Source organism: Sediminicola luteus, assembly GCF_040566555.1.
Lineage (GTDB): Bacteria > Bacteroidota > Bacteroidia > Flavobacteriales > Flavobacteriaceae > Sediminicola.
Genome location: NZ_JBEWYP010000002.1, coordinates 1 through 26,861, shown reverse-complemented (window position 1 = coordinate 26,861; position 26,861 = coordinate 1). Strand labels below are relative to the sequence as shown.

The 26,861-nt window shown below is 39.1% G+C and carries 30 protein-coding genes; 16 read left to right on the top strand and 14 right to left on the bottom strand.

The features are described from left to right. Positions 1–57: 57 nt before the first annotated feature. The 9 genes from ABXZ32_RS03790 to ABXZ32_RS03750 all read right to left on the bottom strand — a co-directional run bounded on the left by ABXZ32_RS03790 (position 58) and on the right by ABXZ32_RS03750 (position 8,335). Positions 58–348: a hypothetical protein gene (locus tag ABXZ32_RS03790; RefSeq protein ID WP_354617339.1), complete on the bottom strand. Its 291-nt coding sequence runs from the start codon at positions 346–348 to the stop codon at positions 58–60. 52 nt (positions 349–400) lie between these two features. Continuing rightward, positions 401–847, bottom strand: a complete 447-nt coding sequence (locus tag ABXZ32_RS03785) for a GNAT family N-acetyltransferase (protein WP_354617338.1) — start codon at positions 845–847, stop codon at positions 401–403. 10 nt (positions 848–857) lie between these two features. Further along, entirely contained in the window at positions 858–1,994 is a 1,137-nt protein-coding gene (locus ABXZ32_RS03780) for a ligand-binding sensor domain-containing protein (RefSeq protein WP_354617337.1), read from the bottom strand. Positions 1,995–2,129: 135 nt separating this feature from the next. Further along, positions 2,130–2,840: an SIMPL domain-containing protein gene (locus ABXZ32_RS03775; RefSeq protein ID WP_354617336.1), complete on the bottom strand. Its 711-nt coding sequence runs from the start codon at positions 2,838–2,840 to the stop codon at positions 2,130–2,132. Between the two features lie 168 nt (positions 2,841–3,008). Continuing rightward, on the bottom strand, positions 3,009–3,566 hold the full coding sequence (locus ABXZ32_RS03770) for a DUF1697 domain-containing protein (RefSeq protein WP_354617335.1): 558 nt from the start codon (positions 3,564–3,566) through the stop codon (positions 3,009–3,011). Positions 3,567–3,659: 93 nt separating this feature from the next. After that, complete coding sequence (locus ABXZ32_RS03765) at positions 3,660–4,928, bottom strand: NAD(P)/FAD-dependent oxidoreductase (RefSeq protein ID WP_354617334.1); 1,269 nt, start codon at positions 4,926–4,928, stop codon at positions 3,660–3,662. A 138-nt stretch (positions 4,929–5,066) separates the two neighbouring features. Next, on the bottom strand, positions 5,067–6,023 hold the full coding sequence (locus ABXZ32_RS03760) for a Na/Pi cotransporter family protein (protein ID WP_354617333.1): 957 nt from the start codon (positions 6,021–6,023) through the stop codon (positions 5,067–5,069). Positions 6,024–6,227: 204 nt separating this feature from the next. Beyond that, positions 6,228–7,775 (bottom strand): Rne/Rng family ribonuclease, encoded by a 1,548-nt coding sequence (locus ABXZ32_RS03755; protein ID WP_062057426.1) that lies wholly within the window; start codon positions 7,773–7,775, stop codon positions 6,228–6,230. Between the two features lie 269 nt (positions 7,776–8,044). Then, positions 8,045–8,335, bottom strand: a complete 291-nt coding sequence (locus ABXZ32_RS03750) for an HU family DNA-binding protein (protein WP_062059236.1) — start codon at positions 8,333–8,335, stop codon at positions 8,045–8,047. Positions 8,336–8,462: 127 nt separating this feature from the next. Between ABXZ32_RS03750 and mutY the strand changes: the two genes are divergently transcribed. The 4 genes from mutY to gldD are packed head-to-tail and all read left to right on the top strand — an operon-like array spanning position 8,463 to position 11,900. After that, positions 8,463–9,500 (top strand): A/G-specific adenine glycosylase, encoded by a 1,038-nt coding sequence (gene mutY / locus ABXZ32_RS03745; RefSeq protein ID WP_354617332.1) that lies wholly within the window; start codon positions 8,463–8,465, stop codon positions 9,498–9,500. 24 nt (positions 9,501–9,524) lie between these two features. Then, positions 9,525–9,998 carry a single-stranded DNA-binding protein gene (locus tag ABXZ32_RS03740; protein WP_354617331.1) on the top strand — a complete coding sequence of 158 codons (474 nt, stop codon included), beginning with the start codon at positions 9,525–9,527 and terminating at the stop codon, positions 9,996–9,998. Positions 9,999–10,024: 26 nt separating this feature from the next. Next, complete coding sequence (locus ABXZ32_RS03735; protein ID WP_354617330.1) at positions 10,025–11,353, top strand: gliding motility-associated protein GldE; 1,329 nt, start codon at positions 10,025–10,027, stop codon at positions 11,351–11,353. Then, positions 11,343–11,900, top strand: a complete 558-nt coding sequence (gldD, locus tag ABXZ32_RS03730) for a gliding motility lipoprotein GldD (protein WP_354617329.1) — start codon at positions 11,343–11,345, stop codon at positions 11,898–11,900. The genes ABXZ32_RS03735 and gldD overlap by 11 nt, the downstream gene beginning before the upstream one ends. Before the next feature lie 46 nt (positions 11,901–11,946). Here gldD and ABXZ32_RS03725 read toward each other — a convergent pair whose 3' ends face one another. After that, positions 11,947–12,375, bottom strand: coding sequence for a hypothetical protein (locus ABXZ32_RS03725; RefSeq protein ID WP_354617328.1), 429 nt, complete (start codon positions 12,373–12,375; stop codon positions 11,947–11,949). Positions 12,376–12,547: 172 nt separating this feature from the next. Here ABXZ32_RS03725 and ABXZ32_RS03720 point away from each other — a divergent pair, with 172 nt between their 5' ends. Continuing rightward, the gene (locus tag ABXZ32_RS03720; RefSeq protein ID WP_354617327.1) at positions 12,548–13,438 is read left to right on the top strand and encodes a DMT family transporter; all 891 of its coding nucleotides are present in this window, start codon (positions 12,548–12,550) and stop codon (positions 13,436–13,438) included. 37 nt (positions 13,439–13,475) lie between these two features. Here ABXZ32_RS03720 and ABXZ32_RS03715 read toward each other — a convergent pair whose 3' ends face one another. Continuing rightward, on the bottom strand, positions 13,476–15,545 hold the full coding sequence (locus ABXZ32_RS03715; RefSeq protein WP_354617326.1) for a M16 family metallopeptidase: 2,070 nt from the start codon (positions 15,543–15,545) through the stop codon (positions 13,476–13,478). Positions 15,546–15,551: 6 nt separating this feature from the next. After that, the gene (locus ABXZ32_RS03710) at positions 15,552–16,874 is read right to left on the bottom strand and encodes a M16 family metallopeptidase (RefSeq protein ID WP_354617325.1); all 1,323 of its coding nucleotides are present in this window, start codon (positions 16,872–16,874) and stop codon (positions 15,552–15,554) included. Positions 16,875–17,052: 178 nt separating this feature from the next. Between ABXZ32_RS03710 and ABXZ32_RS03705 the strand changes: the two genes are divergently transcribed. The 4 genes from ABXZ32_RS03705 to ABXZ32_RS03690 all read left to right on the top strand — a co-directional run bounded on the left by ABXZ32_RS03705 (position 17,053) and on the right by ABXZ32_RS03690 (position 19,173). Further along, positions 17,053–17,493 carry a DUF4199 family protein gene (locus tag ABXZ32_RS03705; RefSeq protein WP_354617324.1) on the top strand — a complete coding sequence of 147 codons (441 nt, stop codon included), beginning with the start codon at positions 17,053–17,055 and terminating at the stop codon, positions 17,491–17,493. A gap of 114 nt (positions 17,494–17,607) precedes the next feature. Next, the gene (rplU, locus tag ABXZ32_RS03700; RefSeq protein WP_354617814.1) at positions 17,608–18,150 is read left to right on the top strand and encodes a 50S ribosomal protein L21; all 543 of its coding nucleotides are present in this window, start codon (positions 17,608–17,610) and stop codon (positions 18,148–18,150) included. 22 nt (positions 18,151–18,172) lie between these two features. Further along, positions 18,173–18,433: a 50S ribosomal protein L27 gene (rpmA, locus tag ABXZ32_RS03695; protein ID WP_062057465.1), complete on the top strand. Its 261-nt coding sequence runs from the start codon at positions 18,173–18,175 to the stop codon at positions 18,431–18,433. A gap of 155 nt (positions 18,434–18,588) precedes the next feature. Beyond that, complete coding sequence (locus ABXZ32_RS03690) at positions 18,589–19,173, top strand: DUF3332 domain-containing protein (RefSeq protein WP_354617323.1); 585 nt, start codon at positions 18,589–18,591, stop codon at positions 19,171–19,173. A 66-nt stretch (positions 19,174–19,239) separates the two neighbouring features. On the opposite strand, the gene ABXZ32_RS03685 is transcribed toward ABXZ32_RS03690, so the two are convergent. Together ABXZ32_RS03685 and ahcY are read right to left on the bottom strand one after the other, a co-directional pair. After that, on the bottom strand, positions 19,240–20,343 hold the full coding sequence (locus ABXZ32_RS03685; protein ID WP_354617322.1) for an SDR family oxidoreductase: 1,104 nt from the start codon (positions 20,341–20,343) through the stop codon (positions 19,240–19,242). 115 nt (positions 20,344–20,458) lie between these two features. Continuing rightward, positions 20,459–21,775: an adenosylhomocysteinase gene (ahcY, locus tag ABXZ32_RS03680; RefSeq protein ID WP_354617321.1), complete on the bottom strand. Its 1,317-nt coding sequence runs from the start codon at positions 21,773–21,775 to the stop codon at positions 20,459–20,461. Positions 21,776–21,946: 171 nt separating this feature from the next. Here ahcY and ABXZ32_RS03675 point away from each other — a divergent pair, with 171 nt between their 5' ends. From ABXZ32_RS03675 to ABXZ32_RS03645, 7 genes are all read left to right on the top strand, one after another. Next, positions 21,947–22,582, top strand: a complete 636-nt coding sequence (locus ABXZ32_RS03675) for a 4'-phosphopantetheinyl transferase family protein (RefSeq protein WP_354617320.1) — start codon at positions 21,947–21,949, stop codon at positions 22,580–22,582. 71 nt (positions 22,583–22,653) lie between these two features. After that, positions 22,654–22,914 carry a thiamine-binding protein gene (locus tag ABXZ32_RS03670; protein WP_354617319.1) on the top strand — a complete coding sequence of 87 codons (261 nt, stop codon included), beginning with the start codon at positions 22,654–22,656 and terminating at the stop codon, positions 22,912–22,914. Next, entirely contained in the window at positions 22,898–23,536 is a 639-nt protein-coding gene (pnuC, locus tag ABXZ32_RS03665; RefSeq protein ID WP_354617318.1) for a nicotinamide riboside transporter PnuC, read from the top strand. The genes ABXZ32_RS03670 and pnuC overlap by 17 nt, the downstream gene beginning before the upstream one ends. Then, entirely contained in the window at positions 23,491–24,054 is a 564-nt protein-coding gene (locus tag ABXZ32_RS03660) for an ATP-binding protein (RefSeq protein ID WP_354617317.1), read from the top strand. Before pnuC ends, ABXZ32_RS03660 begins: the two co-directional genes overlap by 46 nt. Further along, positions 24,051–25,592 (top strand): DUF4301 family protein, encoded by a 1,542-nt coding sequence (locus ABXZ32_RS03655; RefSeq protein ID WP_354617316.1) that lies wholly within the window; start codon positions 24,051–24,053, stop codon positions 25,590–25,592. Before ABXZ32_RS03660 ends, ABXZ32_RS03655 begins: the two co-directional genes overlap by 4 nt. Positions 25,593–25,823: 231 nt before the next feature. Then, positions 25,824–26,123: a hypothetical protein gene (locus ABXZ32_RS03650; RefSeq protein WP_354617315.1), complete on the top strand. Its 300-nt coding sequence runs from the start codon at positions 25,824–25,826 to the stop codon at positions 26,121–26,123. A gap of 277 nt (positions 26,124–26,400) precedes the next feature. Beyond that, on the top strand, positions 26,401–26,703 hold the full coding sequence (locus ABXZ32_RS03645) for a hypothetical protein (RefSeq protein ID WP_354617314.1): 303 nt from the start codon (positions 26,401–26,403) through the stop codon (positions 26,701–26,703). The last annotated feature ends 158 nt before the right edge of the window (positions 26,704–26,861 follow it).

The following is a 26,861-nucleotide window of genomic DNA, read 5'->3' as shown; positions in this document are numbered from 1 at the left end:
ATAAATGTATTCCACCCACGTTGAGTGTCTGGTATTTGAATACGAGAGGCACACCTTTTATTGTCCGGCAAAAGGGGAACCAAAAACGCCTACGGCAAGCTCTGCCCAAACTAGGAGAAGGCCAATTACTAGTGCAGCGCATAGGGCGATGCGATATTTTGTTTGAGTTACTTTTCTTAATACCAAATCAACCATTAAACCTGTGCCCATTAGTAGGGCTCCGGCGACCACAAAATCTGACAAGGTCCAACTAACCTCTTCCGTGAATTGCATGGCCAATAATGGGATGAATAATAATGATGCTACTGTAATCAGGATAACTCCCAGTCTTTTGTTTTGTATGAACATAACTTTTTTATTTTGGCATTCACCCCTACGGATTATAGGTTGTTGAATGTTGTTATTTAAGATACCATTCGTAAAAATTGGAGTCATTATTTAATTCAAATCCGGCTTTAGGGTATAAATTATTGCCGACCAGATTGGATTTTTCAGTTTCCAAATACATGCCACAGGCCCCTGATTTTTCAACAAGTTCTTTAGCTTTGTCAATCAATCCCAGGGAGATACCTTGCTTACGATAGTCATAATTTACAAATAAATCGTTTAACAACCATAATTTTTTCATTCGAACAGAAGAGAATAGGGGATATAAATGCACGAATCCAACTAACTGGTGTTCAGTAGTTTCGGCAACATAAATTTCAGAATCGTTTTTTGATAGTCGATCCTTCATAAAGTTTTTAGCACTTTCAATATCTGTTTCCTTCCGATAGAAAATTCTATAATTATCGAACAGAACGGATAAATTGTTCAAGTCTTTTATTTCGGCCTTCCTATACTCCATATCATTCTAATTATTTGGCCCAAGGGCCATCCATAGTGGTAACTTTGAAAAAAGATTTCCCGTCGAAACGATTGAGTCCCAACCAACCCCCAAGCCAGAGTCGCCCTTCTTTATCTTCAAAAATGCTCTGAATTGCATCACTGGCAAGACCATCCTTTTTGCGGAAATTGGCAAAGGATTTGCCATCGTATTTATATACCCCAAAACGTTTTACCGGGAACCATATGTCACCCTTTGCGTCTTGGTAAATATTCCATACCTCAGTGCCATTGAGTTTATACTTTTCGGTCAAATTTGTAAAGGATTTGCCCTCATACAGACAGAGTCCACCATGTGTTGTTGCGATCCATAAGTTTCCGTCCTTATCTTCCAAAATACTGTTTACATTATCGTTGGACAAGCCATCTTTCTCGGAAAAATTGGTCAAGGTCTGGCCATCAAAACTATAGGCACCTCCATTGGTGCCAAACCACATCTTTCCCTTACTGTCTTCCATAATACTATGTACTATCTTGGCGCTTGTGACCCCTCTGGTATAATCGGGTTCTGCTTCTGGAATGTCAAATGGAGTGAATGCTTCTCCATCAAACTTACATACCCCTTGCAAAGTACCTATCCAGAGGATTCCCTTACGGTCCATTGCCATGCTCCAAACATCATCATTGATGAGGCCATCTTTCGCTGTGAAATTGGTAAATGATGTCCCGTCATATTTTGTTATCCCCCGTTCTGTGCCAAACCAAATATTACCTTGCTTATCCTCTACAATTCCCCTTACTGCAACCCCTCCGAACCCTTCCTCAAGCGAGAAATACTCCAGGGCATCCCCGTTGTAACGGATGACCCCATCGCCGTTTGTTCCAAACCATAGATTTCCGCTTTTATCTTGAAAAATCCTTCGTACAAAATCGCTTAATCGGGGAGGTGTAAGGAGGGGCGCTCCATATTTTTGGGTGGCAAGCTGAAATTCCATATCAGAGGTATCGTTGGGAATAGTATTTGAGTTATCTCTAGTACTCTCTGGCTCTTTTGGAGGTATAGTGTTTTTGTCTTGGCCTTTACAAGAGGAAATCATAACCAAGAATAGCAGCAAGAGGTAAAATGGAATACCCGATTTCTTCTTTCTTCTGATGCTACTGCTTTCCATTGTTTTAATTTAGAGTTTCTTTAGCCGCGGCTTTTGAATTTCATAAATTCTCCTGCATTGTCAAGATCTAATTTCCAAGGGCATTGATACTTTGGGAACTATCTTTATAGACCAAGGTATATAACAAGGCCTATATCAATTTTCCAATTGAAAGTCAATGGTAGAAACCACCCGAACCAATTTGATTTGGGGTGTGTTTTCGTCCCTGTCGGTTATTGAAAAAAGACCTTGGCTGGCCATTCTTATTTCTCCTACTTGCGCATCCGAATCCCTAGCAAATTTCTCTGCAACCTCCCTGGCATTTTTAGTAGCTTCCTCTATCATTGGTGGTTTTAGCTCGTTTAGGCCTGTAAAAATGTATTCAATGGGCCTCCAGGTGTTTTTGGATCCTAGTATGATACCTTTCGACATAAGTTCCAGGGACTCGGAAAGGGCTTTTTGAAGCTTATCAATATCATTGGTTCTCACGGTGAACTCCGACTTGGCCAAATATCGGAAGGTGTTGTTCTGAAAATTGGAATTGTATATGTCCGCTCGCACGTCATTAATATTGGTGCTTCCCTTGGTCAATTCGTTTTTGTCGAAGCCTTGGGCAATGAAGAAATTGTAAACCTCGCTATTTTGAGATTCAATATCACTTTTAAGGGTATTTAGATCATTGCCGGTAAGGGTAATGTTTATGGGCCAAACAGCGAGATCTGCATTTACTTCCCGCTCAGAAAGACCTTTTACTTGAACAAATCGGTCATACTTTTTGCCTGTTTTATGCATATTGCCGACAAAATATCCTGCAATTACAATGGAAATACAGATCAATATGATTTTTAACCAGTCAGTTTTCATCATGCTTATAATTTGTTCGCTCTAAGATATTCAATTGTAGGGGATTAGTTTTGAAAAAGTCAAAAAAGAGGAGTTGCCGTGACTCTATTGTGCAGGGGACCTTCAACTAGCATCAGGCGTTTGTTGAAACTAAAATATTTATTTTATCGAAGAACTTTGGTCTGGGGATTGTTATACTAAGTTTAGTTTTTTGCCGATCCGTTCAATCGTGTTCCAATTTCTTGTTGTTATCTCCTTACCGTAAAAGTGTTCTATTGATTCCATGGCTTTGGTCGATTTTGACATTGCCAAGTCCAATACACTGATAATAGTTTGATCCCTTTTTTCAATTATTTTATAAGAGTTATCTGTACTCTTCCAGGGCAATTCCAAATCGGATTCAATATTTGTTTTCAAAAAGGAAACATATAATCTGATGTCTTTGGTACGTTCAATACCAAAAAAGGGATTATGATCCAAAAGGTTGTGGATTACTCCAGATGTTCTAAGTATCGTTGGAATGTGAAAACCAAAGAATTTTTCCAAATGTGTCGATATCTTCTGTTCCAATTTTGATGTTTTCTCCTTTGGACCATCAAAGATGATGTTGCCAGAATTCAATAGGGTAACAATGTTTTTGAACCCCAATTTTTCAAATTCAATTTTTAGGTCTGCCATAGGCACCTTATGGTGTCCTCCAACGTTGATGCCGCGTAAGAAGGCAATATAGGTGTCAATTTCGGTTTTCATGGGTCTGGCGTTACAATGGACTTCAATTTAATTAAAAATAGTTCAAGACCTGACTTTAGCTGAGATTCTTAAATGAAATATGGGACGTATAAATTATAATTGTCCATCACTTTTAATGGCATTGATTTCCTTTACTATAGCAGGGTTCTGATATTTGTTGGGATGAAAGTAAGGTGCATAATCGGGTAGCTCTTGGTCGTTGAGAATATATTTAGAACATAACTGTCCTGCGGCACACGCGGTCATTGTGCCATAGCCAGATAGTGCTCCGATAACATGAACATTTGGAATTGTGGTAGGCCCAATAAGTGGCCAGTTTTCTTTTGTGCGAGTATAATAGCCCGCATATTCCGTTATTGGGGTAGGAATATTATTTTCGTATTCAATCAGTTGGGGTATAAAGCTACTGGCCCCTTTAAGTACTACCTGGGGGAAAATATCGGAAAAGGGAGTTTCCCATTGTGGAAGTTCATTATTTGTATTGAATGCCCATCCCAATTTAATGCCCTCCCCTTCGGGTTTTATGTGAAGACCACCCGGAAATTCATTCAATAACCAATTGTATTTTTCCTCGGAGGCAAAGAATTCTTTTTCTTCTTTTGACCAGTTTAAATATTGAGCATCGGCGTATATGGAGAAAGGCATATCCCGTGGAATTAATTTTTTGGGATCGGGAATGATAAACTTACGCTGCAGGGTATTTTCAATTGGCAGTTGTAATCCTACCATATTTGCAACATGATTAATAAATGGTCCCGATGCAATAACAAGAGTCTCGGCATCGATCTTCTTTTGTGATTGTAGAATAATTTCAAAGGATGTGCCGTTTTTTTGAATAGCCTTAATTTCACCTTCAACTTGTATTGCCCCAAGTTTTTTTGCCTCGCTCAGCATTAAGCTGCCCATGGCATAAACGTCTATATGCCCTGCATTTGTGATGGATACTATCTTTTCAACCTCTTCGCTTAAGTAAGGATACTGATTGCCGATGGTGGTGGGATCTGAAATTTCTTTATAATATTGGTGGGTAAGGGATTCTGATGGTGTTGAAAATATATGCTTGTCCTTATTCTTACTGATGAAATTATAACCTGAGAAGGACATCTTGAAAGCGTCTTGACCATGAAGTTCCCTTAGTTGCTTCATTAATTTAATGCTGTCACTGGCAAACTCCCGCATGCATTTTTGTGGCCAAAAATCTCTGAAGTTTTCGCCAGATCTACTCGTCGTAAATGATAGCGGTTGATTTTTGTCTAAAAGAACTATGTTTAGTTTCGGATTGGTTTTTAAGAGATAATAGGCTGTTGCGATACCCGCGATACCTGCACCACAAATAACAATGGCATTATTATTTCGGCTCATAAATCATATTCTTGAAATGGTAAGTCCATTCGGATCTTACTACCTAAGATAATCATTACTGCTTGAGGCATGAAAAAATTAAGGTATTTACTCTTTGTATTCGTACAAGGGGAAGGAAATGTCATATCTCTATTGATCTTATGCCCCTTGTGGCTGTTTTTTCCTATCTGGTAACATCCAATTTAGGAGTTTTTCCATCCAGCCGACGAATGGGAGGAATAAAATTACGCCCAAGACATTGAACAATACGTGCGCATTCGCAATCTGGTTGCCTATATCCTGTGTAGTTGATATCAGCTGCACCAGTTGTACGAAGGGAATAAAAACAAGAAGACCTATTGCTATGGTCAACAGGTTGAACAAAAGATGGAATAGGCCTGCTTTGATTGCTTGCCTACTTCCCTTTATGGTGGCCAATAAGGTGTCGGCACAGGTGCCAAGTTCTGTGCCAAACATAATGGCAATACCTCCGGCTGCGGTTATCAGGTTTTGTTTTCCAAGGATGATGGCAATGGCTACCGTGCCACTGGAGGATTGAATGATCAAGGTTATCAGGCCTCCGATCAGAGTGCCCTGTATATAATTGTTGTTTATCCTTGCGATCCATTCCCTGAAGAGGTCGCTATCTTCTAAGGAGCCCACGGATACCCCCATGAGGTGCAATCCAAAAAACAACATTCCCGTATACAATAGAATGTGTCCTATGCGCTTGGTCTTGGCCTTTTCTGCAAAAACTTCAAAAATTAAACCGATAGCCAGTGGGATTACGGCATATTTCCCAATATCCATGGCTATAATCTGGCTGGATATGGTGGTCCCGATGTTGGCCCCCATAATAATGCCAATTGCCTGTTTAAAAGTCAATACCTTCGAATTGATAAAAATAATGGTCAGGATTATGACTGCTGAAGAAGAATCCAGTGCAATGGTCAATACGGCGCCAATTAGAATGCCGGAAAAGATGTTCTTGGTATATTTTTGAATGGCAAACTCGGCCTTTTTGGTAAAAACACCTTTCATCACCTCCGAGAGTTGGGTGATGGCAAAGAGGAACAATATGAGGCCCCCCAATAATAAAGGTACTATTTCTTCCATTTAGGTTTAGAAACTACGTAATCTCGGAACGCATACAGTATGGTGCCATAGTTGAAATTGTATTTCTCTAAGGTATCAAAAACTTTATTAAATATTTAGGCAAGGGGAAACCCTCGACAAATTGGAGAAATATGAGGAAAGTGAAAGTGTGGAGGTACTCCATTAAAGCAAAAAAAGCGACCCCGTTGCTGGAGTCGCTTTTATTTAATATATGGTTTTGCCGTCTTTATTCTTAAAACGGTATTCGAGATACGTATAAGCATCTCTTGGTTGTATTTTCACCCATTTCTTATGTTCCAAGAACCACTTGGCACGTATAGATGGGAAACCTTTGGTGAGGTAAGCTGCAATAAATGGATGTATATTCAATATAATACCATTATCACTTGCAGGTCCTTTCAACAATTTTTCTAGGTCTGAATTGATTTTCTCGATTAAAACTATTGGGGCTTCCACTTCTTGCCCTGGGGCATTCGGATTTTCCTCACTGGTTTTAATGTTCATTTCGGGCCTAACCCGTTGTCTTGTAATTTGTATGAGTCCAAACTTGCTCGGGGGCAAGATTTTGTGTTTGGCGCGGTCATCTTTCATCTCATCCCTAAGGTGGTCAAAAAGTTTCCTTCTGTGGTCAGGTTTGGACATATCGATGAAATCTACAACGATAATTCCTCCCATATCCCGCAATCGCAATTGTCTTGCAATTTCAGACGCTGCCAACAAATTTACTTCCAGAGCCGTATCTTCTTGATTTTTTGCTTTGTTAGAACGGTTACCACTGTTAACGTCCACTACGTGGAGTGCTTCGGTATGTTCTATGATCAAGTACGCACCCTTACTCATGGATGCGGTACGGCCAAAGGAGGTTTTAATTTGCCTATCTATTCCAAATTTTTCAAAAATTGGAACATTGGAATCGTACAACTTTACAATAGATTCTTTTTCTGGCGCAATTTCTTGCACGTAATCCTTTACTTCGGTATAAAGCGTTTCATCGTCTACATATATCCCCGTAAAGGAATCGTTGAAAACGTCCCTCAATATGGAGGATGCGCGGTTCAACTCAACCAGGACTTTGGATGGATGTGGAGCTTTATACAATTTTTTGCACATTACTGTCCATTTGGTCAGTAAGTTCTGTAGATCTCGGTCCAGTTCGGCTACTTTTTTGCCTTCTGCAACTGTTCTGATTATAACACCAAATCCTTTGGGCTTTATGCTCTTAACGAGCCTTTTTAGCCTTTCTTTTTCTTCCTTGCTCTCAATTTTCTGTGAAACGGAGACACGGTCGGAAAATGGGACCATTACCAAATAACGTCCTGCCAATGAAAGCTCGGAACTTATTCTGGGTCCTTTTGTGGAAATGGGTTCTTTAACAATTTGCACTAATAAAGATTGGTTGGCTTTGATAACATCATTGATGCTACCATCCTTATCAATCTCTTTGTCAAATGGAAAATCTTTCAGGGTAAAATCTTTCAATTTTCCCATACTCGCTTTTTTTACAAATTTCAACATGGTCGAAAGCTGTGGTCCTAAGTCGTGGTAATGTAGAAAGGCGTCTTTCTCATAACCAACATTAACAAAGGCAGCATTTAATCCAGTAACCGGCTTACGTACTTTGGCAATCAAAATGTCGCCAACCGTAAAGTTGTTACTTTCTTCTTCTTTGTGAAGTTCTGTAAGTTTTCCATCCTTTAATAAGGCAAAATCGACGGCTTCAGGACTTGATCTTACGATCAGTTCTCTATTCACCTGAATCAATTTATACTCATCCCTTCTCGATATACATCGGGGTTGGGACGAATGGATTAAACATTAGTTGTAACAGGCTGTTAAAACCCGTCGAAATTCCGTTAAGGAATTTCTATGTCAATGAACTTAATAAAAAGAAAAAGTAGTTATAAAACTACTTTTTCTTGTGTCGGTTAGCTCTCCTACGCTTCTTGCGTTTATGGGTTGCTACCTTATGTCTTTTTCTCTTTTTACCACTAGGCATAAAAATTTACTTTAGGGTTAATACTTTATTTAACTTGTACGTTGCTTTTAACTCCTTCAACAAAAACCTTTGCAGGCTTAAATGCAGGAATATTGTGCGAAGGTATTTTAATGGTAGTGTTTTTGGAAATATTCCTACCAGTCTTTTCTGCTCTTGTTTTAATAATGAAACTACCAAAACCTCTTAAGTAAACATTGTCTCCATTTTCCAATGAAGTTTTTACCTCTTCCATAAAAGTTTCAACAGTAGCCTGTACATCTCCTTTTTCAATACCCAGTTTTTCTGAGATTCTCGTTACAATGTCTGCTTTCGTCATTTTGTATTATAGATTTTCTATGTGTTTTTTTCGGGTTGCAAATATATGAATTAAATTCAATCTTTTATCTTAAAGGACTTAATTTTAAGTCTATAAACCTTTACTTTTGTTCTTTAGTATTTTATAAATGTCTTTTTCCCAAAAAATTATCCATTGGTATTCGGCCAACAAACGGAGTTTGCCATGGAGAAACACCACAGATCCCTACAAGATTTGGCTATCGGAAATTATGTTACAACAGACCCGTGTAGCACAGGGAATGCCCTATTACGAGCGGTTTATAGAACATTTTCCAACGGTTCATGACTTGGCCAATGCGTCTGAAGAGGAGGTATTGAAATTATGGCAGGGTCTTGGGTATTATTCCAGGGCAAGGAATTTACACACTACCGCTAAATTAATCTCGGAAAAATACAACGGGCACTTTCCAGATACCTATAAAGGCTTGTTGGAGCTAAAGGGAGTAGGTGATTATACCGCCAGCGCCATAGCTTCTTTCTGTTTTAAAGAGGCGCAACCTGTTGTTGATGGAAATGTATTCAGGGTGCTGTCGCGTTATTTTGGAATAGACTTACCTATTAATAGTACAGAGGGAATCAAATATTTTAAGGCTCTGGCCTTAAAGGTGATGGATGCCGATCAGATTGCTGACTATAACCAGGGAATCATGGAGTTTGGTGCTTTGCAATGTGCACCAAAGAATCCTTACTGTTTGCATTGCCCATTGAACGATAGCTGTGTGGCATTACAGAAAGGAAAAATAGATATCCTCCCAGTGAAATTGAAAAAGGCCAAGGTCAAGGAGCGTTATTTCAATTACCTTGTGGTATTGGATAAAGAGAATGCTATTGAGATAAGGCAACGAAGGGGTAGGGGAATATGGCAAAACCTTTTTGAGTTTCCATTGCTGGAAACAGAAAGGGAATATTCATTGGAAGAAATAACCAATACCATGGATACTGTTTTGGAGCTGAAGGAGCCTACTGAAATCTATCAATTTAATGAAAAAACTATTGTTCATAAATTGTCCCACCAGCATTTGCATACTAAATTTTGGATTGTGAAAAGTGAGGAGAAACACAGTAATGGGGTAAGCCTTGAAGAGCTTAAGGAATATCCTGTACCAGTTTTAATAGCAGAGTTTATAAATACGTTTAAATTTTAGTATTTTTGATATAAGATTACAACTATGAGCGGTACATTAAATAAGGTGATGCTAATTGGGCATCTTGGGGATGAGGTTAAGATTCATTATTTTGAAGGGGGAAATTGTATTGCGCGTTTTCCTTTGGCAACCAATGAAACCTATACCAATAAACAGACAGGAGAAAAGGTGACCAATACAGATTGGCACAATGTGGTGGTACGAAATAAGGCCGCCGAAATCTGTGAAAAGTACTTGAGCAAAGGAGATAAAATATATGTGGAAGGAAGATTGAAAAACCGACAGTGGCAAGGAGAAGATGGTACAACGCGTTATACTACAGAAGTGCATGTACAGGAATTCACCTTTTTGACCACCAAAAATGAAAGTTCATCCAATGCGCCATCTGGAGCTCCTTCTTCCGGTTCTTCCAAAACAAGCAGCGCACCGGCATCGAACGCTCCAAAAGCAACACCGCCACAAAGTGCGCCAGAAGAGGATGATGATTTACCTTTCTAAAATAACCTTATACTAAATTTTGACTGTTGGATCCAGACCCCTTTTGTTTACTACTGAATTTTATCGAATTGAATAGTGTTATTGCACTTCAGGTTATTGTTCTCATAGTGTTGCTGATCAGTTCCGCAATGATTTCAGGCGCAGAAGTAGCCTTATTTGGACTTTCCCCTACCGATATCAACGATATCATGGAGCAAAAGACCACAAAAGGCAATATTCTGGTGAAATTATTGGAGCGCCCCAAAAAGTTATTGGCGACCATTCTTATAGCCAATAATACCATCAACATCGGGATTGTTTTGTTGTTCAGCAATATGGGGGATTTTCTGTTCGCCAATATTACCTATATGTGGTTGGGAATAATTTCTGTGCGCTTTTTATTGGAAGTGGTAGTAGTAACATTCCTTATTTTAATGTTCGGGGAAATATTGCCAAAAATTTATGCCAATAGGAACAGGAAATCCTTTTCTAACAGTATGGCCTACCCATTAAAGGTGTTGGATTTTCTTTTGACTCCTTTGAGTATGCCCATGAGATCGGCAACAATATTCTTGCACCGTAGATTGGGGAAACAGAAATCTAACTTAAGTGTAGACCACTTATCACAGGCTTTGGAACTTACTTCGGAGGGTGATACCACTAAAGAGGAACAAAAGATCTTGCAGGGAATTGTCTCTTTTGGGAATACAGATACCAAGCAGGTTATGTTGCCAAGGATAGATATTTTTGCCATTAATGTGGAAATGAAATTTTTGGAGGTTTTGGAAGAGATCAAAAAGAATGGATATTCTAGGGTTCCGGTTTACGAGGAGAATATTGATAATGTAAAAGGGGTGCTTTATGTCAAGGACCTTTTGCCCTATATAGATCGTAAAATGTTCAATTGGTCCACCTTGGTGCGTGATCCCTATTTCGTTCCTGAAAACAAGAAGTTGGACGACCTGTTGATGGAGTTCCAGGAAAAGAAAAATCATTTGGCCATTGTGGTTGATGAATATGGCGGAACTTCTGGAATAGTGACCCTTGAGGATATTATAGAAGAAATTGTTGGGGATATCATAGATGAGTTTGATGATGAGGACTTGGTTTTTTCAAAACTGGACGATTTTAATTACGTTTTTGATGGTAAGACTGCCTTAAAGGATTTCTACCGGGTTGCCAAAATTGAGGATGAGCATGATTTTGAGGAGCGCAAAGGAGAATCTGAAACCATAGCCGGTTTTGTTTTGGAGATTGCTGGCAGTTTCCCAAAAAGAGGAGAAAAGATTCTTTTTAAGGGGTATACCTTTATTGTGGAAAGCCTGGACAAAAAGAGATTGAGACAAATAAAAATATCCTTGCCACATGACTTTTAAACCTATTTTCTTGGCCGTTTTTCTAATCTCCCTCATGGGATGTAAGGAAGAGGTGCTTCCCAAGCCCAAGGCAATGTTGCGCTTGGAGTATCCTGAAATGGCAACAAAGAAATTAGACGCGGATTGTGCCTACGAATTTGAATACAATGCACAGGCCAATATGAAATTAAAAAAGGATTGTGCCCTGACGTTGGATTATCCGGAGATGAAGGGGGCCCTATTTATCAGCTATAAAAATGTGGAGGGGAATTTATCCAAATTGATGTCAGATGCCCAAAAGTTTTCTTATGAACATGTGTCCAAAGCAGATAACATATTGGAGCAGCCTTTTGTCAATGAAGAGGACAAGGTATATGGCATGTATTATGAGGTTAAGGGCAATGCCGCGTCCCAATCCCAATTTTATCTAACGGACAGCATTTCACATTTTGTTACGGGTTCGCTTTATTTTTATACCAAACCCAACTATGATTCTATTTTACCGGCTGCGGTCCATCTACAAAAGGACATACGCCATATTATGGAAACCATGAGATGGAAAAATTAAATAAAAAAAAGGAGGCCAATTGGCCTCCTTTTTTTATAGATATGTTCTACTGCTTATTTTCCAACAATTTTTCTGCTCTTTCAATGCTGCCGTTTATTTTTTCTTTGAGCACCTTAACTTTGTTCTCCTCTTCATTGAGCCATAGTTGTTTTTGCTCGGTAAGCTCTTTGCCTTTCATGATCTCCTCATAGTCAAAACGGTCGCCGAGTTCTTTCATCCAATCCATCATGGCCTTATTGGCTTCTTGCAGGTCTATTTTTGCCGCTTTGTATAACTGCCCGGTCTCCGTGGAATCTTCCAACTTGTTCAATTCCCCTACCAAGCGACCTATTTTGCCCATTTTTGGCATTAGTTCATCATGTACTGCCATGACCTCTTTCATCTGGACGTTATTATTAGGTTCTTTTTTTTCTTCTTTACAGCCTAGTAAAACTAGACTAAAGACGAAAGCAATTACAACAGCGGATACTCTCATTGGATTTGTTTTTTATATATCACAAAATTAATATTTCATACTCGAATCCCCACTCCATAGGTATCGTTTTTTAATTGGGAAATTAACAATTGCCATAGCTGAGAATAAAATGTGTTTATATCGAAGCATTATTTGGTATAAAAGTCCAATTTTGCAATCAAATTTTTAAAGCATGAGCGAACAGACCAGAAAATGGTTGTATTTGATCCTCTTATCCCTGATCTGGGGTTCTTCTTTTATACTTATCAAAAAAGCCTTAGTGGGGTTAAGTCCTGTTCAAGTTGGGGGGTTGCGGATTGTATTTGCTGGGAGCTTTTTAATGCTTATCGGATTTAAAAGTTTAAGGTCGATTACCGTTGCAGAATGGAAATGGATAACGGCAGCTGGATTTTTGAGCTCATTCTTTCCTCCATTTTTATTTGCATTGGCCCAAACAGAAATAGATAGTGGCATCACGGCAATTTTTAACTCGTTGGTCCCCTTGAATACCGCCTTAATAGGAACCCTTTTATTCGGGGCCATTATTACCAAAAAGCAGATTTTGGGAATTTTTGTGGGACTGTTGGGAACGGTCGCTTTAATTGCTGCCGGAATGGAGTTTAGTCCAAATCAGAATTATTGGTATGCCATTTTTATTTTATTGTCCGCCATGGGATACGCATTTAATATCAATATCATAAAAAAGCATCTTTCACATTTAAGTCCGTTGGCGGTAACTACAGGGAGTTTTGCGATGGTCATTGTTCCCGCCTTTATTATATTGATCTATTCAGGATTTTTTACTGAGGTATGGTCTAATGAAGCAATGCATATTCCTATGGCCTATATCTTTATTTTGGGCATTGTGGGAACTGCAATAGCCAATTTATTCTTTAATAAATTGATACGAATTGCCAGTCCGGTTTTTGCGGCCTCGGTGACCTATGTGCTTCCCTTGGTGGCTGTTTTATGGGGGGTTTGGGACGGTGAGAAACTCAATGCCTATCAATTGATCGGTGCCTTGATCATTTTACTGGGAGTGTGGATGGTGAACAAAAAAAGAAAAGCACCCAAAACTGTATAAACAGTATTGGGTGCTTTCCATAAAAATGTAGTGACAGTTATTGAAAATCGGCAGGTGATACCCCCTCATTTACCTTAATGTCCTTAACCTTAAAATCGATCTTTTGTGGACCCATACTTTGGATGAATGAGAATGGGAAAAGTATTCCTGATACTTCTTTGTAATCTCCATACCCAAAAGTAGTGCTCATGGTTTGTCCTTGTGCTTCTACAGTTACCGCATCCTGTATTTTTAGACCGGTCTCCATACTGTAAAAGGAGGTTTTCTCTTCGGATACCTTTACCTTGTAGGCTTTTTGACCGTCTACCATTTCAATGCCTTCCAGCGAAGCAGTACCATTTATATAGTCCATCTCAGGAAATGGGGACGATTCAGCTTTTAACTTTTGAAGCTCTTCCTCTTCCAATTCTTTGCGTTGTCCCTGCATCACCATATATCCTTTATCACCGTCGACGACCTGCTTGCTCATAGAATTACCCATGACCTTTACATCTTGCATAAATTGGTCCTTGGATGTTTTCTTCATCTCAAGATCTAGTTTCATGCCTTGCATTTCGGCCTCGGCAACCATGGCAAATGATTGGACACTTTCCAATTTAGTTTTGCCACCAATGGCTTCCATATAAGATTCAAGAACGGTTTTTACCGTTGTTCCTTCCGGAATGGCTACTTCATATTTAGGCTTCTCTACCTTATTGATCTCTTTGTCGAAATAATGAACTGGAATTTTTTTCCCATTAAAAGTTACCTGCTCCAACTTATCAAGGACCTCGCTTCCTTTTCCAGCAACTACAACTCTTGCATTTTCCGTGCTGAAATATTTTTTGGCAGCTGCCTGTACCTCTTCAATGGTAATGGCGTTGATGCGCTCCAAGTACGTTTTGTAAAAGTCTTTAGGGAGCCCCTCGGTTTCGATGTTCAAGGCGTAACCTGCGATGGTCTCGGGTCTTTCAAGGGCCATAATGAAATTACCAATGTATTTTTCTTTGGTGTTTGCAAGTTCCTCTGCAGTTACGGGCTCTTTTATGATTCTATCTATTTCTTTAAGAAGTTCCACTACCGAACTGTCCGTAACCGCATTACGAACGCTTGCAGTAGCCATAAACCTCGAGGGGGCGTATTTGTCATTGCCTATTCTGGAATAGGATCCATAGGTATAGCCTTTGTCTTCCCTAAGGTTAAGAAACAGACGACCTTCGCCACCCCCGCCTAAAATCTGGTTGGTCACCAGAGCGGCAAGGTAATCTGGACTGCTCATTTTAAGTTCTACCAAATTCTCAACGGCAATTTCTGATTGAACTGCGTTGGGAACATCCACAAAATTAATTTGGGTGTATAGCGCATCTTGAGGTTTTGTGAACTCAAAGGAAGGTGGAGTGGCCTTGGTCCAAGGTGTGAAATTTTTCTTGACCAATTTCTCAACTTCCTTAGGGGTTACATCACCAATAATTATAAGATAGGCATTTGCAGGTACAAAATAGCTGCTATAAAATTGCTTCACATCTGCTAGGGTCACATTATTGACAGTTTCCTCAGTTGTAAATTCACCATAAGGGTGTTGCTTGCCATATGCAAGAGCTGCTTGTGCCCTGCTGGCAATTGCGGCTACATCCTTTTCTTGGGTCTTTAAACTTGTTAGCAATTTCTCTTTTTCCTTGTCAAATTCTTCCTGTGTAAAGTTTGGATGTATCGCGGCATCTGCCATTAACTCCAATATTCTAGGAAAATATTTGGATAAGGAACTCGCATAGGCACTTTGGGATCCAAAATTGATACGTGCCCCTAAAAAGTCGACCTCCTCATTAAAGGCATCCTTGGGAATACTTGTAGTGCCGTTGCCCAAAAGGCTGGAAACAAAAGAACGGACTCCGGCTTTGTTCCCTTCCGCAATTGGGGGGTTGTCAATTTGTAATTGAATGGTTACCCGGGGGAGTTTGTGATTTTCCACAACCAATACTTTTAAGCCGTTTCTAAGCTCAAAACGCTGGGGTTCCAATAAATTTATTTCAGGTGATGGTCCCGGTTCGGGCATTTTTGTTCTATCGACCTGTGCATACGTGGTTAGGGCCATGAATGCCAAAACCAGGGTTGTAACTATTTTTTTCATCTCTATTTAATTTGCTGGTTTTTCTTCAGGTAGGTAATCGATAACAACACGTTGGTTGGGATTTAAATATTTATTGGCCACAGCCTTCATTTCTTCCCTTGTGATAGATCTGTAAATTTCTATTTCCTTGTTGATCAAGGAAGTGTCCCCGTATAAAAGGTAATTGGTAGCCAATGACCCTGCAATTCCTTCCACGCTGGCGTTGGAATTCACAAAATTGTTTTCAAACTTGTTCTGTAGCTTTTGATAATCTTTTTCGGATATCAAATCGGTTCTAACTTTGGCAATCTCCTCTTCTGCTTCTGAGACCAAAACATCTAAACTGGTATCGCCCACGGGAAGTCCAAAAATCAGGTACATTCCGTAATCTTCTTGTCCAATATTGAAGGCTCCGATCTGTAGTGCCTGTTTTTGCTCGTCTACCATCTTTTTATATAGTTTGGAACTTTTACCGTCACTCAGGTAGGAAGATATCATATCCAAAACATAGGCATCACGTTCCTTAAAACCTGGTGTTCTATAGGCTACAATGGTCGCTGGGATCTGAATGTTTGGATCGTAGGTTACAGTTTCTACTTCGGAGGTAATTGGGTCTTCCAAGGGGTAGTTTCTAGTAACCGTAGCTCCTTTTGGAATGGGAGCAAAATAATCCTGGATCATTTTTTTGGTCTCCCCGATATTAATGTCGCCAGCCACAACCAATACTGCGTTGTTGGGAACGTAATATTTTTTTTTGTAGGCAATCACGTCTTCCAAAGTTGCAGCATCAAGATCTTCCATATAGCCTATGTTGGGATCCTTATAAGGGTGCTTCTTAAATAGACTTTTTCCCACGACAGGAAATATTTGACCATATGGGGAATTGTCATATTGCAATCTTTTTTCTTCTTTCACCACCTCATTCTGGGTGTCTATCCCTTTTTGGTCGATGACAGGATGCAGCATTCTCTCTGATTCCAGCCAAAGTCCCAATTTTAAATTATTGGATGGGAAGACCTCATAATAATAGGTTCTGTCCTGAGAGGTGTTGGCATTGTTTCTGCCACCATTGGAAGAAACTATTTCGAACCATTTGCCTCTTTCTATATTTTTTGTTCCTTCAAATAATAGGTGTTCAAAAAAATGTGCGAACCCAGTTCTTCCCTCTGTTCTGTCCTTACCTCCCACATGGTACATTACGGATGTTGTCACCAAAGGCGCTGTGTTATCCTGGTGCAAAATAACATGGAGGCCATTGTCCAGGTCGTATTCCTCATAAGCCACCTCTTGGGCTCCTATTTGTGTTGCCAAGAGCAACATACAAACAGCTAATAAAAATTTTCCTTTCATTGTAATCAGTGTTTAATTCTCAATTTTAACTTGTTAGTAGCAAATTAAAGAATTTGTTACAATACTGATGATTATTTTCTGCATATTTTTCGATAAAGTGTTAATTCTTTATTCAGTTTTATTGGAAGAAATCATGAATATTCTGTAACTTGATACTCTAAACCAAAATAATTAGCATATGATGCGTTTTGCTCTTCCTATAAGATTTGGAATTGCCACTAGTGGTTCCCTGATTGCGTACTTTTTAATTTTGTCGCTTTTTGGTCTGCACACTAATGTTTTTTATAGTCTTTTTAACGGGGTAATCACTGGCTTTGGGATTTATGAGGCCATAAAGTATCTACGTTTACAGGACGGTAAGGCATTTAACTATACAAAAGGGTTCAGTGCGGGAATCGTTACTGGATTTATGGCCACCATTATTTTTACAATATTCTTTGCTTTTTACGCTACTGAAGTAGATACTGGATTTTTGGCAGAACTTTCCAAAGTTTGGTTTAAGGATTATAAGACTGAAGGGGGAATCGTATTCTTTACGGTGGCCATTATGGGGTTTTCAACCTCATTGGTTTTAACCTTGGCTTTTATGCAATTGTTTAAAACAGCAAGAAAAGATTAAAAATCGAACGTATTAAATTCAAAAAAACACTTGTGAGTTAGCAATTTAGCAGTATATTTGCACCCGCCTATACAAAATAGGCAATCTTTGAAATTAATAAATAATATACACGCTATGTACGCAATTGTAGAGATAGCAGGGCAGCAATTTAAAGTTGCGAAAGACCAAAAAGTGTATGTTCACCGCTTGCAAGACGAAGAAGGTAGCAAAGTTACTTTTGATAACGTTCTTTTGTTGGAAGATGGTAAGGACATCACAATTGGCGCCCCAGCTATAGACGGAGCCGCTGTTGAGGCGAAAGTCGTTAAGCACCTTAAAGGTGACAAAGTAATCGTTTTTCATAAGAAAAGACGTAAAGGTTACAAAAAGAAAAACGGTCACCGTCAGTATTTGACAGAGATCAGAATTGAAAGCATTGTTGCTTCTGGCGCTACAAAAGTGGCTAAGAAAGAAGCTACAAAGAAAGAGGCTCCTAAAAAGGAAGCTCCTAAAAAAGAAGCTAAACCAGCTGCTGCAGCTCCAAAAAAAGCCGCTGCTCCATCTGAAGACTTGAGCAAGTACACTGTTGCTGAGTTGAAAGAAATGGCAAAAGCAAAAGGTATCGAAGGGATTTCTTCTATGAAAAAATCCGATTTGATTGAAGCTTTAAGTAAATAGTTAAGAATTAAAACAAAATATCATGGCACATAAGAAAGGTGTTGGTAGTTCTAAAAACGGTAGGGAATCAGAATCAAAACGTTTAGGCGTGAAGATTTTTGGTGGACAAGCTGCTATTGCTGGAAATATCATCGTAAGACAACGTGGTACAAGACACAATCCTGGTGAAAATGTTTATGCCGGGAAAGATCACACCCTACACGCTAGAGTAGATGGTCTTGTAAAATTTGAAAAGAAAGCAGGAGGTAAATCCTTTGTTTCTATTGATCCTTTCGAGGCATAAGGAACGTCGCTTTTAAAATTTAAAACCCTCTTTGGAAACAAGGAGGGTTTTTTTTGTTTCAAATTATTGATTTGAGTTCTTTTTTTAATTTATCGAGATGATTTTTATACTGGGCAGAGTTTAATTTTAGATTACTAATCAAAAATAGCCATAGTATGAAAAAATTAATCGCTTGTAGTTTTCTTTCCTTGTCCTTGTTATTTTCAAGTTGTTTGGGTTCCTTCAATGCCTTTAATAACTTAAAAGACTGGAACCAGAGTGCTTCTGATAGTAAGTTTGTGAACAACCTAATTTTTTGGGGTTTGAACATCATTCCCGTTTACGGTCTCTTTTTCGTAGGGGATGCCCTTATATTTAATGTGATCGAATTTTGGTCGGGCTCTAACCCTATCGCCATGCAGGATGGGGATTCGGAAATTCAGATAGTAGAAAGGGATGGGAATACTATTGAAATGATCGCAACCAAAAACAGAATGGAGATCACTGTTTTGGACGGACCTAAAAAAGGAAAAAAAGTAGATTTGGTTTATAGGCCACACGAAAAATCATGGAATGCTGTAAAGCCAAACGGAGAAATCATAAAGCTTTCTTCCTTTAAAGAAGGATTTTATATTGTCTATATGCCCAACGGGGAGGAAGTAAAAATTAATCCATTACAATCCAAAGAAGAAGGATTGGCCGTTATTAAGGAACAGACAGATTGTTATTATTTGAACGGAATGATGGCCGAAGCTAACTAATTACCATCAATATTGGAAAAAGCCCTAAGTTCAAAGCTGAACTAAGGGCTTTTTTATATGGCTGGCTTACCACTGCTGACTTCTGAATTTTTTAGATTTCGCAAAAGTAACTGTCTGGGCAAGATATTCCTCCAAATCATAGGTTGGGATGGGGAGGATGCTCTCCAGTACGCTAGTATCCCATTGGTTGGGCCTTGAGGTCATATAAGGGTTTAAATGTACCCCAATGGTCTCGTAATAAAATTTTTCCAAATCCGATTTAAAACCAGTATCCCCATTGATCTTATCCTGGGTGAAACTAAAGTTCTTAAAACCAACAATATCGAAAATTTTGGACATTCCGGTCATGAGGTTCGTTTCCTTGGAGTGGACAATATTCAGTTGCCCAATGTCGGTTTCCATCGCCTTTACAATTACCCGTGCGGCATAATCTGTTGGGATTATATTCAGTCCGGCAGTATCTGTGGTTGAGATTCTAATGAGGTCCTTGGAATTGCTATTGTGGAAAAACTTGGCAAAGAGATAAAAGACCATATATTTTGAAATAAAAAAGTGGGGGTGGTCCTTGATATTGCCTCCCAATACGCTAGGTCTTAGGATTTGTATCGGAATATTATGTGCAACGCCAGCTTCCAATAAGAATTTTTCCGAAGCATGCTTGGAGGCTTCATAATGGTTGCGGTATTTGCCCTTGTGCTTATTGGAATAGTCATTGTCTAGAACTCCTCCAATATCACCTGCTGCAAAGGCAGTACTGATATAGACGAACTTGGTTATAAAGGGCGTATAAGCGGTAAAGATATCCTTGGTAAACTCATAGTTTTCCTTGAAAATGTCTTCTTTGGCACTATGGTCTGTAGAAAGATTGACGAATCCTGCCGAATGGATAAAAAATTCTATTTTTTGATCCTTTAGAAATGATGTAGGGTCCAAAAGTAATGCAGCATCAATTACCTGTATTCTGTCTAGAATGCTGGGCAGATTGTCCTTGATGAAGTTGGGGGCATATTCACTGTGGAGCATTTTTTGAATTCGCTCCTCTGGAGTGGTCGAATTTTTACTTCGGATGGGTAGAAAAACCTTTTCTATATTTTGAGACTTCTGCTCAAAGAGGGAGAAAAGTATCTTGGATCCAAGCGTTCCTGTGGCTCCAGTTAAAATTATTTTCATGAATACACGGTTGGTTTAATTGGGTGTGTCGTTTAAAGATTGAACCCTTATCTTACTTCTCATAAGATAAGGGTTCTAGATCCTCACTATTAGTATTGTTCGGTGCTACCGAATATTAATACCTGTAATATTCAGGTTTAAATGGTCCCTCAACAGAAACCCCAATGTATTTGGCTTGTTCTGGACGTAGGGTTTCCAATTCAACTCCCAATCTTTCCAAGTGCAATTTTGCTACTTTTTCATCCAAATGTTTAGGCAGCATATACACATCGTTTTCGTATTTGTCCTTGTGTTTCCAAAGTTCAATTTGTGCGAGCGTCTGGTTCGTGAACGAGTTGCTCATCACAAAACTTGGGTGACCTGTGGCACATCCAAGATTCACCAATCGGCCTTCGGCCAAAAGGATTATGTCCTTCCCATCAATAGTGTACTTATCTACTTGTGGTTTGATCTGGTCTTTGGTATAGCCATAGTTTTTGTTCAACCATGCCATGTCTATCTCATTGTCAAAATGACCAATATTACAAACGATCACCTTATCCTTCATCGCTTTAAAATGCTGTGATTGGATGATGTCCTTATTTCCAGTGGTAGTGATCACGATATCGGCATTGCCAACAACAGTCTCCATTTTCTTCACCTCAAATCCGTCCATTGCAGCTTGCAACGCGCAAATTGGGTCAATTTCGGTAACTGTTACAATAGAACCTGCTCCTTTAAAAGAGGCAGCTGTTCCCTTACCCACATCACCGTAACCGGCAACAACAACTCTTTTTCCAGCCAGCATAGTGTCCGTGGCCCTTCTTATGGCATCTACGGCACTCTCTCTACACCCATATTTATTGTCAAATTTGGATTTTGTAACGGAGTCGTTTACATTGATGGCAGGCATTGGTAAAGTTCCGTTCTTCACTCTTTCGTAAAGTCTGTGAACCCCTGTAGTGGTTTCTTCGGATAGTCCGTTGATTCCGGCAGCCAATTCTGGATATTTGTCCAACACCATATTGGTAAGGTCTCCCCCGTCATCCAGGATCATGTTCAAAGGCTTGCGATCTTCCCCAAAAAACAAGGTCTGTTCTATACACCAATCAAATTCTTCCTCGTTCATCCCTTTCCAAGCGTAAACAGGTATTCCAGCCGCTGCAATGGCAGCTGCTGCCTGATCTTGGGTAGAGAATATGTTACATGAGCTCCAGGTTACTTCAGCACCAAGTGCTACCAAGGTCTCAATAAGCACTGCTGTCTGGATGGTCATATGCAAACAACCAGCAATACGTGCTCCTTTTAAGGGTTGTTCATCTTTGTATTCCTCCCTTAAGGACATTAGACCTGGCATTTCTGCTTCGGCCAATAGAATTTCTTTTCGGCCCCAATCAGCTAGGGACATATCTTTTACCTTATTTGGTACATAAGGAACTGTTTTGGTGCTCATGTGATCAATTTTTTTTGTTATAATTTTATAAAATGTCAGTGATAAAGAGGGTAGAGGGTTAATTATTGTCCCATCTGCTTAGTTCTTTACCATTTTATTTTTACTTTCGTTATATAGCGCTTTTTACCGCTATATTCTGAGTGCAAAGGTACTAATTACTTAAATAAACCAATGGCTATTTACAAAACTATAACAGTAAGGCCTGGTGTTGTGGTGCATATCTGGAAGATAGAGGAAACGGAGGATGAGCTTTCCAAGGATATTGTTTTGACCCCACATTGCCAGAAAAGGCTAAACGGGATGAAATCTGAACTTCATAGAAGGGGATTTTTGAGCATACGCCACTTATTGGCCGTTGTTGGTTATACGGACCATGATCTGTATTATGACGAGGCGGGGAAACCGCATTTAAAGGATGGTCGGCATATATCCATTACCCACTCCCACGAATTCACTGGGATTATAGTTGCGGATTTTGATGAAGTTGGAATAGACATAGAAATGCAACGCGATAAAATCTTGAGGATTGCGAATAAATTTACGCCGTTGGAGGAATACAAGACCCTGGCCAATTCAGATGCCATCATTCGAAAGCTTACGATTGTCTGGGGAGCGAAGGAATCGCTTTATAAGATTTATGCCAAACACGGGCTAAGCTTTTTACACCACGTGGATGTAAAGGATTTTTCCTTTTCGGATTCCAAGACAACGGCAGAGATACTATACCACGGGGACCAATCATTCTACGATATAAATTTTTTGGAATTTGAAGATTATACCTGTGTGTATGCAGTAAAACAAGCATAAAGGCCATAGGGCATATGTCCAATTTCTATAAAAATCAATTTCCACTATTACTTTAATACCAAATACAATTCATGAACATTTCCGTTGAGCTTACCCTATCTCCCTTACAGGACACTTATGAGGAGCATATTATCAATTTTATTAAAAAAATAAGGGCTTCGGGCCTTACCGTCTTGGAGAATCCTTTGAGTACTCAAATTTATGGGGATTACGATAAGGTGATGCACCTTATGCAGGTAGAAATTAAGGAGGCTTTTGAGTTGATGGACAAAGGCTTGTTGTATATGAAAATCGTAAAATCGGACAGAAGCGAGTATGAGCCCCATTTTTGATTGGATTTTTGCCCAATATGAAGGAACAGATTCCCATTTGATCATTTTGGAAATGTTTGGGGTGTTCTTTGGTTTTCTCAGCGTTTGGTATTCCATGCGGGAGAATATCCTGGTATTCCCTACCGGTATCATAAGTACTGGAATTTTTGTCTATATCTTATTGGTTTTTGGCCTTTTGGGCGATATGCTTATCAACGCGTACTATTTTGCCATGAGCATATATGGATGGTATGTTTGGACCAGAAAGGTAGATGCCACCCACTTTATTCCGATCACTAAAACAACATCCAAGGAAAGGAAATGGTCGATAATTCTTTTCGTAGCCACCATTGTATTTGTAATGATGGTTTATATATTCTTTGATAGGCTGGATAGTTGGACCTCCTATGTAGATTCTTTTACTACTGCCATTTTCTTTGTCGGTATGTGGCTGATGGCCAGAAAAAAGATCGAAAACTGGATTTACTGGATTATAGGAGATATAATATCTGTCCCTCTATATCTATACAAAGGACTTATATTTACTTCCTTACAGTATTTTTTATTCACAATAATAGCCATTTTCGGATATCTAGCATGGAAGAAAAGTTTAAACAAGAGCCCTCAGACATTGTTAAAATAGTTTTGTTCGGCCCAGAATCTACTGGTAAAACAACCCTGTCGGAGCTGTTGGCTAAACATTATAATACGGCCTGGGTCCCGGAGTACGCAAGGGAATATCTGCAGGATAAATGGAACAAGGAAGGTAAGACCTGTGAGCCAAAGGATTTACTCCCCATTGCAGAAGGTCAAATGCGTTTAGAAAATACCCTATCAAAAAAAGCCAATGATATTTTAATATGCGATACTGATCTCCTTGAGACCAAAGTATATTCGGAAGCTTATTATTTGGGGTATTGTGACCCTGTATTGGAAAAGTACGCATTGGAAAACACCTACGATCTTTATTTGTTGACGTATATAGATATTCCTTGGGAGAAAGACGATCTTAGGGACAAGCCCGACGAAAGAGAACAAATGTTTTTATATTTCAAGAATACTTTAGAAGAATATGGTCGAAATTTTGTTATTTTAAAGGGTGATACAAAATCCAGGTTGGCCAAGGCCGTGGAACACATCGATAAATTACTAAAAAAATGACAGCATTTTCATCAAGCGACCATCAACAACTTTTAGATAAGGGAATTCAAAAAGAAAAGGTATTAAACCAAATTGAAACCTTTAAGGAGGGTATTCCCTTTGTGCATTTAGAGAAGGCAGCAATAATTTCGGACGGGATTTTAAAATTTAGTCCTGCCGAGGAAAAAGAATTGGTGTCAATTTTCGATAAACTGAAAGCCAAAAAAGCACTTTTGAAATTCGTGCCAGCCTCAGGTGCGGCATCTAGAATGTTTAAAGCGCTGTTTAACTTTTTGGAATCATTTGATCCATCAAAGGAAAATTTAAAAACGTATTTGGATAGGACCGGGGATAAAGACATAAAAGTTTTTGTTGAAGGAATAAAGAATTTTCCTTTCTACGATATAATAGAAAAGAGAATATCAGGAACTGCCAAATCTAAAGATGAAGAGGTGTATCTCTTTGTCCAGGAAATGTTGGCAGAGGATAAATTGAACTACGGCTTTTATCCCAAAGGCCTTTTGCCTTTTCATAAATATGGTAAACATGGGGCCACCCCCTTTGAAGAACATCTAAAAGAAGGTTCCCTATACGCCAAGGTTGATGGTGCCGCACAACTTCACTTTACCATCTCCGAGCAACATGATGAGATGTTCAAAAAAGAATTTAAAGAGGTGAACGAGAGGGTATCCAAAGCTACGGGAACAGAGTTCCACGTAAGTTACTCCTATCAAAAGCCTGCTACAGATACGGTGGCAGTAACCATGAGCAATGAACTGTTCCGGAATTCAGATGGTTCTTTACTTTTTAGGCCAGGTGGCCACGGAGCATTGATTGAAAACCTGAATGAACAGAATGCCGATATCATCTTCATTAAGAATATTGATAATGTAGTGGTTGACGGGGTTGTTGATCAGGTAGCCAACAGTAAAAAGGTGTTGGCAGGTTTGCTATTGAAATTACAAGAAAAGGCATTTGCCTATGCCACCTTATTGGAAAAGAACGGAGAGACCCTGGACGAGGTCATGGAGGTTAAATCTTTTCTGGAGGAACAGTTAAATGTGAGGTTCGTACCTAACTTCGATAGCTTTACCATAGCGCAACAGTTGGAAATATTAAAGGACAAGCTCAATAGGCCGATCCGAATATGCGGAATGGTTAAAAATGAAGGGGAGCCGGGTGGAGGTCCCTTTTGGATCAAAGATAAAACAGATCATATATCCCTACAGATCATCGAGAGTGCCCAAGTGGATATGTCCAATACTGATCAGGTGGAAATTTTTAAAAACTCAACCCACTTTAATCCAGTGGATCTTGTATGTGGTGTAAAGAACTATAAAGGTGAAAAATATAATCTCCTAAATTTTGTGGACCACAAGCAAGGGTTTATCACTCAGAAAACCAAAGATGGCAAGGATTTAAAGGCCTTGGAACTTCCTGGTTTGTGGAATGGGGCAATGGCATATTGGAATACGATATTTGTGGAGGTACCGTTGGTGACGTTTAATCCTGTTAAAACCGTAAATGACTTATTAAAACCAACCCATCAAGTGAGCTAGGGAATTATAACTTTAAATAGAATATCCAATAGGAGCAAAAAAGTGTGTAAGTTTTACACACTTTTTTTGTTTTGGATACACATTTACACATCTTCTTTTCTACTGGTATTTTTAATAATCCCAGATATACAGGGCCTTTGAGGGTATTTCCGTAGACTTTTATGTTTTGGCACTATTTTTCCATTATGCTTGGTAATAATGAAAATGAGTATTCACTTAAAACGTAATAAAATGAAAAATATAGTATATGCCACAGCAATTGCACTAGGAAGTTTGTCAACAATATCTGCCAACCCTCCAATTTTCCATGATGGAATTATGGAATTGGTAATTGCACAAGAGTTTACCGAAATCGCCGTAAAGGATGTTCCTACAGCTGTTTTGGAAGGACTGGAGAAAGATCACATGGGAGCCACCATTCAAAAGGCATATGTCAATGAAGAATTGGAATATAAATTGGAAGTTGCCTTGGAAGATGGTTCCACAAGCACTTTTTATTTTGACGCCGATGGTAACCCCATTGATATGTAATTTATAAAGTACAAGAGTTAGTTTTTGGTTAGTTTGGTTTTAAGGGAGGCTGCAGCAATGCAGCCTCCCTTATTTTTTTGCCCTGCTCACTGTATACCAGCTACACACCTAGGTACAGATTTACGCACAATTACACAGGTATGTTATTTATTTGATCCGGTAACAAATCAAGTAAAACACTGAAAATCAGATTATTAAAAATTATTTATATCATTTGAAAAGTTCGGTATTATTATTTCAATAGACATAACAGGTTTAATCCTTAAAAATAAACAAGATGAAAAAGTTATATTATGTAGCAGCATTCTCACTAGCAAGTTTAACTGCATTTGCACAGAATACAGCAGAGGCCAACATAGGCGCAACAACAGAAGTATCTGTCCAGGACAATTATACCGAAATAGATAGCAGTGAATTGCCAGAAGCTGTAACTGCGGCGATTGCAAAGGACTATCCAACTGCAACTGTGAACAAGGCGTATGTAAACAAAGACAAGCAGTATAAACTGGAAGTGGTATTGAAAGATGGTGCCTCTGGCACCCTTTATGCCGATCAGGACGGGAATTGGATAGAGATGTAATAAATTTTAAGTTGGTTTTTTAGTTTGGTTTTAAGGGGAGGCTGCAGGAATGCAGCCTCCCCTTATTTTTTTTTGCGCTTACTGTGTACCTGTTACACATCTTGGCACAGAATTACGCACAATTACACAACTTCGATATTTGTTCCATTCACGGAAAA